A 16,868-nucleotide genomic window follows, 5' to 3' on the forward strand; every position below is an offset into this window, starting at 1 on the left:
GTCTCCCAAATCTTTATTTACTAAATCATCCCAAATAAGCTTTTTTCACTCGTTCGTCAGTAATTAATTTAGAAGCTGCACCTGTGAGAGTAATACAACCAGCTTCTAAAACATATCCCCGATCTGCAATCTGTAATGCTAAATTGGCGTTTTGTTCAACTAATAAAATAGTCACGCCTGTGGCACGTAAATTCTCAATAATACTAAATATTTCCCTAACTATTGCTGGAGCTAAACCTAAACTTGGTTCATCTAATAATAAAAGTTTTGGTCTACTCATCAAAGCACGGGCGATCGCTAACATTTGTTGTTCACCGCCACTAAGAGTCCCCGCTAGTTGATTGCGTCTTTGTGCTAAACGTGGAAATAGTTCAAATTGCTGCTGAATATCAGTTTTTATCTCTGCTTGCTGAGAACGAATGTATGCACCCAAAAGCAAATTATCATAAACAGTTTGTCGCGTTAAGACTCTGCGTCCTTCTGGACAATGGGCGATACCCAAATGTACAACTTCATGAGGTTGGCGACGGGTAATATTGCGGCCACTATAAATAATTTCACCCCTTTTAGGACTGATAATTTTAGATATAGCCCGAAGAGTAGTAGTTTTGCCTGCACCGTTAGCACCGATGAGAGTGACTACTTCACCATTATTGACAACTAAATTAATATTTTGCAGTGCTTGAATACCACCATAATTAACATATAGGTTTTTGATTTCCAAAATTGGGTAGCTTTTTTGATTCTCTGTGTTCATCTGTGTGCATCTGTGGTTTCTAAAACTTTTAGTGTCTTAGTGTCTTGGTGGTTAATAAAACACTAAGACACCAAGACATAAAAATAATATGAACTATTCATTCCCTAAATACGCCTCTATTACCGCTGGATTATTTTTAACCACAGTTGGTTCTCCTAAAGCAATTAATTGACCAAAATCTAAAACAGCAATGCGATCGCACAATCCCATGACTAAGGGTACGTGATGTTCAATCAAAATAATTGTCAAATCAAAGCGATCGCGCAGGTTGCGAATAAACTCACTCAGTTGTTGCTTCTCACTGGGGTTCATTCCGGCTGCGGGTTCATCAAGCAGCAAAATTTGTGGTTCTAGGGCTAAAGCACGGGCAATTTCTAGGCGACGCTGATCACCATAGGCAAAATTTTTAGCTTTTTCTTCCGCGCGCTGTTGCAAACCAACTAGTTCTAATAATTCTAAAGCTTTCTGCTTACTTTTACGTTCTTCTGTGGATGCTGGTGGTACTCCTATTACACCTGTAAGTATATTGCTGTGAATATGCAAATGTCGAGCAATAATTACATTTTCTAGTGCTGAAAGTTCACCAAATAAGCGAATATTTTGAAAAGTTCGAGCAATACCTAAAGCAGCGATTTGGTGGGGGCGTAATTGAGAAATTTCTCGATTATGATAACTTAATTGTCCACTTGAGGGTGGGATTAAGCCTGTAATTAAATTAAATAATGTCGTTTTCCCAGCACCATTGGGGCCGATTAATCCAAATATTTCATGTTTTTTAATTGGAAACGATACATTATTCACTGCCACTAAACCACCAAAGCGGCGAGTCAAGGCTTTTGCTTCTAAAATAATGTCATTGGTCATTTGTCATTTGTACTAAATTTTAGGTTTTAGTCAATAGTTGGTTTATCTGTTCCCTGTTCCCTTTTAATTTACCTTTTGGTTCCTATCTCTTATTTTCACAAATTTACGTCTTTTAAAAATATCTGGGGTGACAAGTCCTTGGGGGAAAAAGATGGTTCCTAAAACTATTAGTAAACCAAAAATAATTAATCTACCATCTCTTAAAAATTGCGCTAGCCAAGTTGGTAAACCGCCTGTATCTGCGATGCTTCTTAAAACTTCTGGTAAGGCTGTAAATAACATGCCTCCTACTACTGCACCTAAAAAAGTTCTCGAACCACCAATTAAGACGAAAGTTAGATAAATAATGCTGGCATCAAATGTACCTTGGCGGGCATTCCAGGTATTGAGGAAATGAGCGCTAATGGCACCAACTACTCCAGCCAAAATTGCCCCCAGTGTAAAAGCTAAAACTTTATAGTAGGTGGGGTTAATTCCCATTGCACTTGCTGCTAATTCATCTTCACGAATCGCAGTTAAAGCCCTACCCACACGAATACGTTCTAAACGGTAAATTAACACCATACTAATGATTAGTAATGGTAGGGCAATCCACAAATATTCAATAGGTGTTTGGAAAGGTTGGGGAATACCAAAAATTCCTACAGCACCACCTGTGATATCCAAATTGAGGGAAAGAACCCGCAAAACTTCTACAAAAGCAATAGTGGCGATCGCTAAATAAATTCCCCGCAATCGCAAAGCAGGAATTCCTACCGCTATCCCCAGTAATCCCGAAACTACCCCAGCAATTAACATTTCCAACAACAGTAATGGAATTGGAAAAAGATTACCGCTAGAAGTAAAAACTGTTGTGGAAAGAATCGCTGCTATATATCCACCCAAAGCATAAAATCCAGGGCTAGCTAAAGACAATTGCCCAGCCATTAATGGTAAATACAACGATAGTCCTAGCAGTGCCCCCAAAACCATAGAGACAATTAAAGCACCATAGGTAGCAATAAAATCAGCCATTTGTTAGTAGTTAGTTGTTAGTTGGTACAGACGCGAGGAACATCGCGTCTGTACAATAGCAGTTAGTTGTTCACTACTTTCCACACTCTCCTAATCCCCGATCCCTTAATACAATGTTCCATCTTTATGAGCAAAAATTCTAGATTTACCATCAGGACTAGCTTTGGTGATTAAATCATCATCAGGAAAGGTAGCTTCATCGTTGGGAGTGCGATCGCCTACTTCCAAATAAACTGCGATCGTTGATGTACGATTTACCAAATGATGTCCATTGGCTTCACCTGCTGGGAATCCTGCCGCCATTCCTGGTTTCAGAACTTCTGCACCCACATCTGTAATTAATGTCAGTTCGCCTTCCAAAACATAAATAAATTCATCTTGATGAGAATGCCAATGTCGCAAAGCAGAAGAACTTCCAGGTTCTAACTTCACTAAATTTACCCCAAAGTTCTTCAATCCAGCAAAATTGCCTAATCGTTGGCGAATTCTTCCAGCAACCATTGATTTAAATTCATCAGGGTAATTTGAGCCTGTTTCAGTGGGTACTTTTTCTAGATCGATAATCATGAAGTTAGTAAGTGAGGAGACAAGTCTGTTGTGGATTATTGCATGGAATCAAAAACGGTGGTAGCTTTGCGAAAACAGCACTAAGTACAGCATTTGATTAATTCGTAGCGAATTCTCTTTAGGAAAGACTCTGTGTCCCTGGTGCGTTTAAGGCCAATCGGTTTAGTTAAGATTTTTCTTCCCCCTAACCCCCTTGAAAAGTGGGATAATGGGGGATCTCCAAAAATTGAATTGTACTGTACTAACTGAACTGTATTGCCCAATATCCCACCCGGAGTTTAAATTCCGGGCTAATAGTGAATTCACTATGAGACTCCCAATGTATTCCAAGGTGGGATAAATGCTGGGTGGTGATGATACCTGTTAAACCGCTACTGCCAGATCCTGTAAAATGCCTTCTTTTTGTGCCATAGCTAACATCAGGTCAATGACTCGATTAGAATAACCCCACTCGTTGTCATACCATGCCACAACCTTGAAAAAGTTGGGATTCAGTTCAATACCAGCACCAGCATCAAAGATACTAGAGTGACTATCTCCCTGGAAATCTGTGGAAACTACTTCCTCATCTGTGTAGCCTAATACACCTTTGAGTTCGCCTGTGGCTGCTGCTTTCATCGCTGCACAGATTTCCTGATAACTAGTAGCTTTAGCAGTTTTGAAGGTTAAGTCAACCACAGAAACGTCGGGAGTGGGAACCCGGAATGCCATGCCAGTCAGTTTGCCTTTTAACTCCGGTAAAACTAACGCCACAGCTTTCGCTGCCCCGGTAGAAGAGGGAATAATATTTTGTGCAGCACCACGGCCACCGCGCCAATCTTTTTTGGAAGGGCCATCGACTGTGGGTTGAGTAGCAGTCATGGCATGAACTGTAGTCATCAATCCTTCTGTTAAACCAAAATTATCATTGATTACCTTAGCGATGGGAGCCAGACAGTTAGTAGTACAACTGGCGTTGGATACAACAGTATCTTTAGCTGGATCAAACAAGTGATGATTGACACCCACTAATAAGGTTTTGACTCGATCTGGATCTTTAGTCGGGGCAGAAATGATTACCCGCTTAGCCCCGGCTTGCAGATGATTTGCTGCCCCTTCATAGTTGGTAAACAGTCCTGTAGATTCAACTACATAATCTGCACCTAATTTACCCCAAGGCAATTCTGCTGGATTCCGAATTGATACGCAAGGAACAAAATGCCCATCAACTACGATGCCATTATCCTTTGCCTCAACGTTACCCTTATACATCCCGTGGGTAGAGTCATACTTCAACAGGTAAGCAAGATTATCTGGTGGTACAAGGTCGTTAATGCCTACAAACTCTATGTTGGGGTTAGTAATGCCAGCACGAAATACCAGACGCCCAATCCTACCAAACCCGTTGATACCAACTTTTAACTTAGCCAAGATTTACCTCCTATTCTGGGAAGTTGAACAAAGGAGAAACTAAAGCAAATTACATATTACTGTTTGCTTTTTCGATCCTGACAGTCTCATTTGGCGATCGCGTTTTTGCTTGGCATCTTTTAAGGTTTAGTTTGGGGGATCGGGGAGGTAGGGATTGTGGAGAGGTGGGGAGATGGGGAACTCACCGGCCCCTGGTGGGGATTAGGGGCAGTGGGGAGTGTGGGGAGTGTGAGGAGTGTGAGGAGTGTGGGGAGAATAATATAGTAACTAATTCCCTTTGTCCCCCTTTCCTTGTCCTCCCTGTCTCCCTTGTCCTTATTCCACAGACAGGCTGAGTTCCGAATTTTGAGTAGTTTCTGAATTCTGGGTGAAGCGTTGCCAAAAACTCAACATTTGTTCGCCTACCTGTTGAGGATAAAAGTAGTGAAAGAAATGATACCCTTTAGGACATTCCCAGAGTATATCTTCTGGCTTCAACCAGTTCTGCCAATCTTGCAACTCTGGTGGGGTGACAACTGGATCGTTCTTGCTACCACATACAAGCATCGGCATAGAAACCCCAGCCTTGGGTAAGTGAACCAATCGAAACAGAGAATGGGGTGTGGGAGATTCGTCTAAATCTCTAATCAGGGCAGTCAGTAGCTTTTTGGTATTTGCGGGAGATTGATTGCCAAACAGAGTCCGAACACTGTTTACCAAAACTTGCTCACGGCTAAGAGGAAACAACAGACGTTGCTGATAATAATGCGCTTGCCAAGTGTTTGCGCTTTGAGATGCAACAGCCAACAACGCTAGCGATCGCACTTTTTGCGGATAGCGACGGGCAAATAATAAAGCGATCGCCCCACTCATACCATGACCAGCCAAATCCACCGGTTGATCGTGCGATTTTAAAAAATCATACAGCAGTGCTACTGCTGCATCTAGGGAACAAGCTTCATCTTTGGTTTGAAAGTATTCCCATCGTGCCACCACAACATGCTTAGATAGGTATTGAAGTAATGGTTTATCTAAACCCTTCAAACTTGGACTAGCGTTTAACCAAAGAACATTACATAAATTAGACATAAATACCTATTTAGATTTGATATTAAGAGTTTTGAAGTTTTATTTTTTAGTAGGTAAGGCAAATGCGTATTTAAAAAATTTCTGACTGACTAAGTTAATTAGGAATTATGAATTCATTATCAAGATTTTTGTGAGTTCTTCCCTCAAATTTGCAGTGGGAATATAAAGAAAATATTTTTTACTAAACTCCTCGATCAAATCAGATAAGCTAGCAATTTTATCTTCGGAATGATTAATTCTGAGTTCAATTTATATATCCAATAAATCAACTCAGAATTCAATGTTTAAGATTATTCTAAGTCTTAAATCTTAAATTCTGGTTTTTCTTACTCAAAATTTAAACTTTTGTACAGATATACATTTAGTACTTTGAAACTTATTGAGCTAAAAAAAAGATTTATAAGCAAAATTATTTATTGAACTTATTTATTCACGTATTTACTCATTTTCTCTTTAAATATCTTTCATTATCTTCATCAATTGCTAGTCTATCAAACTCGATATTTCTCTCTCAATCAGATTGAGATTCCAAGTTGGACAACCAGTAGTTAAATAATCATACTCCTTATAATCACTGATATCTGATTGGAGAAACTCGTATAAATTTGCTACATAATTACCGAACTTATCCTGAATTATTTCAGCAAAGGAAAAACTTTTATTTGTTGTGTATCGGTGTTCGTTTTCTTAGAATAAAAATTTTTCTCCTACTTCTATAATTTTATTCCGGCAATCCTTTCACTTGTAGTAAATCTAATCCCCTGGCAAATATTTCATCAATCGGCAACATTTGCCTATCAATAGTCATAAATTTATGGTCTTTTGTTGCTCGAATTACTGAACCATCTTCTAAACCGTATTCAAACACTTCTTGATAGCCGCGATTATGCCACTGAGCAATAGTTTGTGTACACACATAACCATTATTATCAACAGTATAAACACTACACTCAATTCTTTTTTCTACAATTTCCCCAATGGGCAAAAATCCATATTCTACAGTCAAAATTTCAGTTTCATAACTCAAGCAATATTCGGCAAATTTTAACATCTGCTCGAATAATTCCTCAGCAATTTGTTGTTTTACACCATTTTTTGCTGCGCCATCAATAAATTTTTCTCGCTGCTTCTGCATCTCTGAGACTTTCTTTTTACCCATCGCCCGCCGCAGCAAATCAGCTTGACCTAAGGAATATCCAGCCATATCTTGAGCAATTTTCATAATTTGCTCTTGATAAACCATAATTCCATAGGTTTCATCTAAAATCGGTTCTAAAATTGTGTGTTCATAATCTATTTTTTCGCGACCATGTTTGCGGTTAATAAATTTCGGAATCAACCCCGCATCTAATGGTCCTGGTCGATACAGTGCCAAAATCGAAGAAATATCTTCTATATTGGAAGGTTTCAAATCGCGTACTATCTGACGCATTCCAGAAGATTCTAATTGAAATACACCCTCTAATTCACCTGCTTCTAATAATTCATAGGTTTTCTTCACATCTGGGGGAAGTTTTGCACCTTCTCCACCTTTTGCTAATATTTTCTGGGCTTTTCTTTCCTGGGCAGTAATTACATAGGGATCAATTTTAAATCCATGATTCTTTTCAATTAATTCGATGGTTTTCTGAATCATGCTTAGATTCTTTAAGCCGAGAAAGTCCATTTTTAACAAACCCAGTGATTCTAAATCTTCCATGAAATACTGGGTAATAACAGAACCATCGTTATTTTTTTGGAGTGGAACAATTTCATCTAATGGATCAGCAGAAATGACTACACCTGCTGCATGAACACCAAAAGTTTTGTTAGTCCCCTCAATCCGAATTGCCATATCTACCCAATGGCGCACTCTCGGATCGTTTTCGTATCTAGCTTTAAATTCTGGTTCGGGAGTATCATCAGAAATCATCACCTTCAACTTAGCTGGTTTTCCTCGTGAAACGGGAATCAATTTTGCCATTTTGTCTGCTTCTGCATAAGGAATGTTTAACACTCTGGCAACATCTTTTAAGACTGCTTTGGAAGTCAGACGGTTAAAAGTGATAATTTGGGCTACTCTTTCTGTGCCATATTTTTCTGTTACATATTCTATGACTTTATCCCGTTGAGAAATACAGAAATCCGTATCAATATCTGGCATTGATTTCCGTTCTGGATTGAGAAATCTTTCAAAGAGTAAGCCATGATGTACAGGATCTATATTGGTAATTCCCATTGTGTAGGCTACCAAAGAACCGGCGGCAGATCCACGACCTGGGCCAACCGGAATATCATGATCTCGAGCAAATTTGATGTAGTCCCACACAACTAAAAAATAGGTGGAAAAACCCATTTGCTGAATCATTTTTAATTCATATTCCAGCCTCTCTTTGTAAACTTGATCTATTTCGTTACGGGATTTACGATTTAGTTTTTGTAGGAGTCCTTGCCAGGCAATTTCTTCTACGTAAGTATCAGCAGTATGACCAGATGGAATCGGATAATTGGGAATCCGAGGCTCACCCAAAATATTATATGGTTCGATTTTATCTGCTACTTCTACAGTATTAGCGATCGCTTCTTCAATGACATCATCCGGCAAATGGTCACGAAATAGCTGTTTCATCTCTTCAGCGGATTTTAAATACTCTGTACCGCTGTAACGCATCCGGTTATCTTCAACAATTAATTTCCCAGTTTGAATACACAATAAGGCGTCGTGTGCTTCGACGTCATAACAGGAAATATAATGGGAATCATTGGTAGCGACAATTTTTATGCCTAATTCCCGCGCGATTTTGACAATTTCAACATTGACAATCCGGTCTTCTGGGGAACCGTGGTCTTGAATTTCTAGATAATAATCTTCACCAAATACATCTTTATACCATTGAGCGACTCGGCGGGCTGCATCTAGTTTTCCAGCTAGAATTGCCTGGGGTATTTCTCCACCCAAACAGGCACTAGTAACTATTAAATCTTCGTGATGTTCTTTAAGTAAATCTTTACTAATACAAGGACGGGAAAAAATTCCTTTTCCTTGTACACCTTGGAGATGAGAAATTGATGTTAATTTAACTAAATTTTTATAACCTTTAGTATTTTTGGCTAAAACAATTTGATGATAACGGGGACGGCGTTCTTGTTTGGTAATATCGCCGTTGATAATATACATTTCATTGCCAATAATTGGCTTAATATTTTTATTGCGACAGATTTTTATGAGTTCGATCGCACCATACATGACACCATGATCCGTCAAAGCGATCGCTTTAATACCTAGTTCGATGGCACGATCCACCAAATCTGGTAGTTGACTAGCACCATCCAACAGACTGTAGTCGCTATGAATGTGCAAAGGAACGAAGGACATAAGGGAACAGTTAACAGTTATCAGTGAACAGTTATCAGTGTACGACGTGAAGCAAATAAACGCCACCAAAGCTCTCTAGCGAACCAAGTTATCAAACTGAATAACTGATCACTGAATAACGCTTAGTTTGCCAACATTAAGACTTATATTTTTTAGAAAAATTACCTTGGCAAAGTGTTGTTTTAATGGTGACATGACCAGCCTATTCCTTAAGCAATGAATGAAATAGACAGCATCGAACAGCCAGAAAAAAAAGGCCATCGTTGGTGGCAGAAAATCCCGTTGACATTGCAAATCATCATCGCCTTAATTTTAGCGATCGCAGTAGGGGTTGCACTAGGTGCAGGCAACCCCAGCCCAGCCAATGAAGCCTTAATCAAAAATTTAGCGATTCCCGCAGAATTGATACTTAAGGCTCTCCGTGCCCTGGCTCCACCGTTGATTTTGGTTGCAGTGCTGCATACTTTTATGACGGCTAATATTCCTGGTACTGCCGGACGTCGCTTGGCGGTGCTACTGTTCACCAACACTACAGTAGCAATATTTATCGGACTTTTGGTGGCAAATGTCCTGCGTCCTGGTACATGGGGACGTTTGTCAGATCCGGGTGGTACAGGCTCAGCCCAGCAAAAATTTGATCCGTGGGGACTCATTCAAGACGCTGTACCAAAAGCAATCCTTGAGCCTTTGGTAAATAACAATGTTATCCAGCTAATTGTGATTGCCTTATCTTTTGGTATTGTCCTGCGTGCCATCAAATCAGAGATGGTGTCTCAAGGCAAAAATGAATTCAAGCCCATTGAAGACGTAATTGCCATTTTGTTTGAGGCTGTGATCCGTATCCTTAATTGGGTAATTGCTTTAGTTCCCTTGGCTGTTTTTGGTATTGTCTCTTACACTGTTGCCAAAGAAGGATTCGAGCCGTTTATCTCTTTAGGGGCGTTTATTATAGCGGTGCTAATAGCACTGGCTTTGCAAGCTTGTTACTACCTCAGTAGAGTCAGATTTGGTTCTTGGGTAAAACCACTGAATTTCTTGCGTGGTGGTTCCGATGCTTTTTTGATGGCTTTTTCTACATCTTCTTCCGGCGCAACAATGCCTGTCACCTTTGAAGTTTTGCAAGATAAAATTGGCTTACGGGAATCTTCCGCAGCTTTGGGGGCATTAGTCGGGGCGAATTTTAATAATGATGGTACGGCTCTTTACGAAGCAATGTCTGCTTTGTTCATTTCCCAAGTATTGGGACAACATTTAAATCTTGGGCAGCAACTTCTTGTCGTTCTCACTTCAATTTTTGCCTCAGTTGGTGCGGCTAATATTCCCAATGCCGGACTAGTGACTATGACTCTTGTATTCACTTCGGTTGGTTTGCCTACACAATATATTGCCGTACTTGTAACCGTAGACTGGTTTTTAGATCGCTGCCGTACTGCTATTAATGTAATGGGAGATATGACTGTCAGTGCTTTACTAGATGGTAAGAGGGATAGGGGATAGGGGATAGGGGAGACAAATAATCAGTTATCAGTTATCAATTATCAGTTATCAAATTAAACCGATCACTGTTAACTGTTAACTGATTTATGCCCGATCCCCGATTACCTATTCCCTAACTTGAAAAAGGCCCCTTAGCGTCACATTCCCTATGCCAGCATTTTTTGAGAAGTTCTATTCTGTAGAGATGAGCGAAGCGTCGAGGATTCAATACTAATTTAGTATTAGAACTAAACAAAGGCTGATTGAGATATTGCAACAGAGGGAATTTGAGCTTGGTGTGTTTTGGAGTCATAGGAGCAGGACAATACTATAAGATCAAACTTCGTAGCACTAGAAAGCACCCATTTTAAAAGGTGCCGATTACTTAATTGCCTAGTTAAACCGTACACAATGTATATTCAGTTGTCCTTAGGGCAATTGCGGAAAAAATGGGAAGCTAATTGCTCAATTTTGTATGTAAATTTTTTATAGGTATCTTAAATAACCATTTATATTCGTGAATTAACATAAACATATAAGCACAAGCGGTTAACTTACTGTCTCTTCTAGCTTTCATAGAATCTATCCGGAATTCTTCAGATGCTTCTCACAGGGGTTAGTTTACAAACCTATTTCTAAACCCTGTATACCTATACCTACTCTTTTCCTACGGTAATTAAGAGCTTGTGTCAATATAAATTTTGTAAAGGCGATCACTTGTTAGGCTGATTTACCATAATAATTGGTAATTAAGATACTGATGGTTTTCCCATGCCCAATGCCCAAGCTTTATATCGTAAAGCCGAACTTGATATAAGGTGACTCTGGCTGTGAATGAGACTGGAAGACTGGCATGTTTGGCCAAGCAGGAATTTAGGGTTTCTGTTGACGATGGTTCGCAGCCTGTGTTAGCAAAGATTCTGCAAAAGCGATCGCTTCTTGGGCTGATTTGCCACCTGCTAGCTGAGCTAGTTCTTCCCGACGTTTAGTTAAGTTATCCAAGGTAGTAATACGTACAACAGTACGTTCTTCACTAGAGCCATTGTGTTCTTTGTTACCTTTTATTTGATTGATCACCTGTTTATCTACGCGGAAGTGCCGATCTGCCATCGCCGCAACTAAAGGTTGGTGTGTCACACATAATACTTGGTGAAATTGACTTAATTGGTGTAGTTTTTCAGCGATCGCCTGTGCTACTCTCCCAGAAACACCGACATCAATTTCGTCAAATACCATTGTTCCCGCCGTCTCTGCTTGGGAAAAACAAGCTTTCAGCGCCAGCAAAAATCTACTCATTTCCCCACCAGAGGCGATTTCTGATAGAGGTTGTAGTGGTTCTCCGGGGTTGGGGCTAAACATGAATGTAATTTTGTCTGCGCCAACAATAGTTGGAGGAATGATGGCAATTTCCACTTGAAACTGTACCTTTTCCATCGCCAAAGGTTTTAGTTCCCTGATCAGTTTGGCTTCTAATTTGGCTGCGGCGGTACGACGTAATTGTGTTAACTTTTGGCAAGCTTGTGTCAGCTTTGCCAAACACTCTGCTTGTTGTATTTCTAAACTTTCTATTGATTGCTCACTGTCGTTGAGTTCGGCTAACTCGGCTTGGATGCGCTGGTAATAAGCGATCGCTTCAGCGAGTGTCGGCCCATACTTCCGACAGATTTGCTTTAATTCCCGAATTCTTTCTTCTACCTCTTCCAAACGCTGGGGATCTGCCTCCAAGCTTTCCCCATAAGCATTAATTTGCCTGGCTACCTCTACCACTGTTGCTTGAGCATCCCTCACCAAGTCCAACAGCGTTTGCATTTGGGAGTCGTATTCTACCATGTCACTCAAGACCGTTTCGCTATCTCCTAGTAAATCTGTGGCAGTTGGCGCTTCGCCATCGTTTTGGTACAAAGCTTGGTATACTTTGTAACTCATCTGTTGGAGTTCGACCACATGATTCAGGCGTTGCCGTTCTTGTTGGAGTTGCTCTAGTTCATCGGGTTCAGTGAGGTTAACTTCTCCTAGTTCCTTGACTTGGTAAGTCAGTAAGTCCAGCTGTTGCAGGCGTTCCCGTTCTGATGTCCGGCGTTTTTCTAAGGCTTGGTGCGCTTGTTGATAGGCACTAAAGGCATTGGCGACTTCTTGGCGTTGCTGCAAAACAGACTCACCACCGTAGGCATCCAACCAGTCGCGAATTTGGGCAGATTGCCCGACTAAGACTGTTTGCCCTTGGGCAGTAATTTCTACTAAGCGATCGCGTAGTTCTGACATGAATTGCTGATTTACCAACACTCCATTGATTCGCGATCGACTCCGTACTTTCCCGGAAGTAGCTGTAATTTCTCGACTGATAAATATAGAGTTTTCTTCAATCAAGTCTATTTCTTGTTCGGTTAACCAGGCTGCTAAAGCAGAATTAGAAGTAAAAGTTGCTTCTACCATTGCCCGATTTGTACCAGTGCGAATCACGCGACTAGAAACTTTTCCGCCTAATACCGCATCAATCGCATCCAAGATAATTGACTTTCCGGCGCCGGTTTCGCCTGTCAACACATTTAGTCCAGCGCCAAACTCTAATTCCAATTGGTCAATTAGGGCAAAATTTTCTATTCGCAAAAGAGATAACATTGAGTCATCCGAGTTTTGGATTTTAGAGCCACTGCGCCCTAATGGTTCTCCCATTTAGCACGTGGCGTGATTGTGGATTGATTCTACTAAATAAATTTGCTGGCTTTTCCCATCCAGAAGTTATTGGTTAAATTCTCCGTCAGGGTAGAAGCCTAATAGATTTTACTTAAAACATACTAAAGATTGTGTGTTTGCACCCTGCAATACTGAGAAACTAAATGTATTAAGCAAGCCCTTTTTAGGGATACCAAAACTAGTTTAGTTGGATTTTTGGATCTTGGCCGAGACAATAGACTTTCTTCATAGGTTAGGGGATCGGGGATCGGGGATCAGGGGTCAGGAAATAATTTAGTTCCTAGTCCCGAGTCCCTTCCAATTCCCAACCTTCCTACAAATTGTTACAATACTTAACAAGTCAACTCTGATGCGGTGGTAAGCTCATGAATGCGAAGACTGTTTCCCCTACTTCCCAAATAGATCATGAAGTAGTTCCAGAAAATGGTACAAAAACGTCCATTGTGAGTTTACCAGCAGCAGAAGAAATGCAAAAACCCAATACAGCGCTGGTGATTTCAAAAAGCGAATCTGAGGCTTTACGATACAACCCTCAGAACATAGCCATATATTACGGCAGCCGTCCCCTGAAAGTTTTACGACGCATCATCACAGTTTTAACGCCAGCAATCAGATTTGCTTTGGGTATATGGTGGGATAGTAAACGGGGAATTGTAGTCAAAAATGACCGTCGCCGGGCAATTCAATTGCGACAAATCCTAACCAGGCTGGGGCCTGCCTACATTAAAATTGGACAAGCTTTATCTACTCGACCAGATTTGGTTCCTCCCGCGTATTTAGAGGAACTGACGCAGTTACAAGACAAATTACCGCCTTTCCCGAATGAAATAGCCTACCAATTCATCCAAGAAGAACTAGGCGCACCTCCTCAAGAAATTTATACTGAACTTTCGCCAGAACCAATTGCTGCTGCTTCCTTGGGGCAAGTTTATAAAGGTAAGTTGAGTACTGGCGAAGAAGTTGCCGTTAAAGTCCAACGTCCTGACTTACGAGAACGCATTACTATTGACTTATATATCCTGCGTCGGCTGGCGGGATGGGCACAGAAAAACTTTAAACGTATCCGTAGTGACTTGGTGGGTATCCTCGATGAATTGGGCGATCGCATCTTTGAAGAGATGGATTACATTCACGAAGGAGAAAATGCTGAGCGATTCTATCAGTTATACGGTCATATTAAAGACGTTTACGTACCGAAAATTTACTGGGAATACACCAATCGTCGGGTTTTGACGATGGAGTGGATTGAAGGTACGAAATTAACTAATACACAAGAGATCAAAGCCGAAGGTATAGACGCCCGCTATTTAATTGAGGTAGGCGTACAGTGTTCTTTACGACAGTTGTTGGAACACGGATTTTTCCACGCCGATCCCCATCCTGGTAATTTGCTTGCTACCCGCGATGGCAAATTGGCATATCTCGACTTTGGGATGATGAGTGAAATTAAGCCACCCCAGCGTTATGGCTTAATTGAAGCGATTGTCCACGTCGTTAACCGCGACTTTGAAGGTTTAGCCAACGATTACGTTAAGCTAGATTTTCTCTCACCGGATACAGATTTAACACCAATTATTCCCGCATTTGCCAGAGTCTTTGCTGATGCTCAAGGTGCTAGTGTTGCAGAACTAAACATCAAAAGCATCACTGATCAACTATCAGAATTGATGTATGAGTATCCCTTCCGTGTTCCTCCCTACTACGCTTTAATTATTCGTTCTTTGGTGACGTTAGAAGGGATTGCTATTCATATCGATCCCAACTTTAAGGTATTAAGCGAAGCATATCCCTATGTTGCTAAACGATTACTAACCGATCCCTCACCAGAATTAAGAGCATCTCTACGAGACTTACTATTTAAAGAAGGGCGTTTTCGTTGGAACCGCTTGGAAAACTTGTTACGCAATGCCCGTAATAACCAAGACTATGATTTTAACTTGGTGTTGAATCAGGGAGTTGATTTTCTCTCTTCCGAACGTGGTTCATTTATTCGCGATCGCCTGATAGATGAATTAATCAAAAGTGCAGAAGCTTTGAGTAAAAATGTTCTGCATAACTTTACCTACCTACTTCGGGAAAGAGTCGGCGTCACAGCCATCAACGAAACTCCCGCCGCCACCGACGAACAACAACAAACTTTAGAGCATATCAAACGGATATTAAATATTCTCCGGGAAACCCGTGGCTTTGATCCAGCCCAGCTTGCACCCCAAGTTGTGCAAATTGCGCTCAACCCAGGCGTACAACGTTTGGGACAACAAATAGCAGGACAGTTGTTACAAAAAGCAGCCGCCAGGTTAATTCGGGAATTATTGGTAGTGGAGGAAGGCGATCGCAGTTTCGAGGTTAGTTAATGTTATGTTCGGTTAGCTTCCTCATCCTACCTTTCGTCATTAGTATCAATCAGAACTCTCACTCAAAATACTTCTCCAGCCAACGTTCTTCTAGCATTGCTTCTACCTCTTCATGGGTTGGTGCGGGTTGATCGGTTTTGAGTAACCCTTTCATTTGTCTGATTGCTCTTGTTCGATTGGGATTTAAGTTTGGAGTTTCTTGTATTGATTCAATAATGACGCGAACAAGTTCAAGGCGATCACTTACAGACAAGTTACGGGCTTGTTCTTTCAACTCTTGCAAGGACATAGAAAGCACTCCAACAAGCACTGATAACTAGATTTTAATATGAGCGATCGCATGAATTGTGGTATATAGATAAGAGTTCGGGTGATCGCATTAATTGCTGCAATCAGGCGATCGCTCCTTCGTTTTGGCATAAACTAATAACTCATCCACACTTACCTGACGCACTGCTGCGTTGTCTATCACATTCGGTTTAATGTTTTATTAAACGTATTAGTTTCTGTAATAAGAGCAATAGATCGAAGGTTGTCTAGTGATCGCGCCCGATTTTGCTCTGAGAATGAATAGCACGCATCTTGAATCAACACCGGAACGTAGCCGAGATCTGCCGCATGGCGCACTGTAGGTTCGATGCCGAATTCTAACACTGCTCCAATGATCGCTACCGCTTGAATGCGGACATCGCGTAGAGCTAAATCGAGGTATGAACCGACAAATGCTGACATCGTGAGTTTATCGAAAGCCACTTCCGATGGCAACGGTGATAATTGTGGGACAATCGCATGGGAAGGAGAATCAGGCAAAAAGTTCGGCTTCACCTCTGAGACATTGTTAACGCGCTGCAACGCCATTGCAGCTTTGAGTTGTGAGACTCCTGCAACTTCATTGGGTAATGTGGTGTGACGTGAAAAGAAGATTCGCATTTGATGAGTCCGCGCAGCATCGACAATTGCCTTCACTTATTGATAGCCTATTTTCTCCAACCATTTGGGTAACTGAGAGTTACGTCCACTAGCATCAACAACTAAATCAGATGTTAGTTCTTGTGGTTGTGCATCATCAAGACAACCTAATTTTACTCCTGTCACCCTGGAATTACTCGCATCAGTCAGTAACCCTTTTACCTGAGTTGCTGATAAAAATTCCACCTGGCGATCGCTACTGAGATAACCACGAACTACCCACTCCAGAAAAGGACGGCTGCAAGTACGAGTAATTAAGTCTGAGGAACTACGCTTTGCACAACCCCAGGCATGAAAAAAACATGATTCTATTGCCCAATTTACACAAGGCGCACCCAAT

At 41.0% G+C, this 16,868-nt stretch carries 13 protein-coding genes; 2 read left to right on the forward strand and 11 right to left on the reverse strand.

Annotation, left to right across the window (positions count from 1 at the left end; genetic code table 11):
- Window positions 1-25: 25 nt before the first annotated feature.
- The 7 genes from UYI_RS0130625 to UYI_RS0130655 all read right to left on the reverse strand — a co-directional run bounded on the left by UYI_RS0130625 (window position 26) and on the right by UYI_RS0130655 (window position 9,035).
- Window positions 26-757: an ABC transporter ATP-binding protein gene (locus tag UYI_RS0130625; RefSeq protein WP_016870505.1), complete on the reverse strand. Its 732-nt coding sequence runs from the start codon at window positions 755-757 to the stop codon at window positions 26-28.
- A gap of 93 nt (window positions 758-850) precedes the next feature.
- A complete protein-coding gene (locus tag UYI_RS0130630; RefSeq protein WP_016870506.1) occupies window positions 851-1,621 on the reverse strand; it encodes an ABC transporter ATP-binding protein in 771 nt (256 codons plus the stop codon).
- Window positions 1,622-1,684: 63 nt separating this feature from the next.
- Entirely contained in the window at window positions 1,685-2,635 is a 951-nt protein-coding gene (locus tag UYI_RS0130635; RefSeq protein WP_016870507.1) for a branched-chain amino acid ABC transporter permease, read from the reverse strand.
- A 105-nt stretch (window positions 2,636-2,740) separates the two neighbouring features.
- Window positions 2,741-3,202 carry a cupin domain-containing protein gene (locus UYI_RS0130640; protein ID WP_016870508.1) on the reverse strand — a complete coding sequence of 154 codons (462 nt, stop codon included), beginning with the start codon at window positions 3,200-3,202 and terminating at the stop codon, window positions 2,741-2,743.
- Between the two features lie 363 nt (window positions 3,203-3,565).
- Entirely contained in the window at window positions 3,566-4,612 is a 1,047-nt protein-coding gene (gap, locus tag UYI_RS0130645; RefSeq protein ID WP_016870509.1) for a type I glyceraldehyde-3-phosphate dehydrogenase, read from the reverse strand.
- A 315-nt stretch (window positions 4,613-4,927) separates the two neighbouring features.
- Window positions 4,928-5,680 carry an alpha/beta fold hydrolase gene (locus UYI_RS0130650; protein WP_016870510.1) on the reverse strand — a complete coding sequence of 251 codons (753 nt, stop codon included), beginning with the start codon at window positions 5,678-5,680 and terminating at the stop codon, window positions 4,928-4,930.
- Window positions 5,681-6,401: 721 nt separating this feature from the next.
- The gene (locus UYI_RS0130655) at window positions 6,402-9,035 is read right to left on the reverse strand and encodes a trans-splicing intein-formed DNA polymerase III subunit alpha N-terminal partner DnaE-N (RefSeq protein WP_016870511.1); all 2,634 of its coding nucleotides are present in this window, start codon (window positions 9,033-9,035) and stop codon (window positions 6,402-6,404) included.
- Window positions 9,036-9,251: 216 nt separating this feature from the next.
- Between UYI_RS0130655 and UYI_RS0130660 the strand changes: the two genes are divergently transcribed.
- Window positions 9,252-10,532, forward strand: coding sequence for a dicarboxylate/amino acid:cation symporter (locus tag UYI_RS0130660; RefSeq protein ID WP_016870512.1), 1,281 nt, complete (start codon window positions 9,252-9,254; stop codon window positions 10,530-10,532).
- A gap of 852 nt (window positions 10,533-11,384) precedes the next feature.
- Here UYI_RS0130660 and recN read toward each other — a convergent pair.
- The gene (gene recN / locus UYI_RS0130665) at window positions 11,385-13,130 is read right to left on the reverse strand and encodes a DNA repair protein RecN (RefSeq protein ID WP_026086277.1); all 1,746 of its coding nucleotides are present in this window, start codon (window positions 13,128-13,130) and stop codon (window positions 11,385-11,387) included.
- Between the two features lie 440 nt (window positions 13,131-13,570).
- Here recN and UYI_RS0130670 point away from each other — a divergent pair, with 440 nt between their 5' ends.
- Complete coding sequence (locus UYI_RS0130670; protein WP_016870514.1) at window positions 13,571-15,559, forward strand: ABC1 kinase family protein; 1,989 nt, start codon at window positions 13,571-13,573, stop codon at window positions 15,557-15,559.
- A gap of 58 nt (window positions 15,560-15,617) precedes the next feature.
- On the opposite strand, the gene UYI_RS0130675 is transcribed toward UYI_RS0130670, so the two are convergent.
- From UYI_RS0130675 to UYI_RS36265, 3 genes are all read right to left on the reverse strand, one after another.
- Entirely contained in the window at window positions 15,618-15,848 is a 231-nt protein-coding gene (locus tag UYI_RS0130675; RefSeq protein ID WP_016870515.1) for a hypothetical protein, read from the reverse strand.
- A gap of 179 nt (window positions 15,849-16,027) precedes the next feature.
- The gene (locus UYI_RS33775; RefSeq protein ID WP_016870516.1) at window positions 16,028-16,525 is read right to left on the reverse strand and encodes a cysteine hydrolase family protein; all 498 of its coding nucleotides are present in this window, start codon (window positions 16,523-16,525) and stop codon (window positions 16,028-16,030) included.
- Window positions 16,526-16,868, reverse strand: a 343-nt coding sequence (locus UYI_RS36265) for an NAD(P)/FAD-dependent oxidoreductase (RefSeq protein WP_407636605.1), incomplete at its 5' end; no start/stop codon positions are given.

The organism is Fischerella muscicola PCC 7414 (assembly GCF_000317205.1).
GTDB classification, from domain to species: domain Bacteria; phylum Cyanobacteriota; class Cyanobacteriia; order Cyanobacteriales; family Nostocaceae; genus Fischerella; species Fischerella muscicola.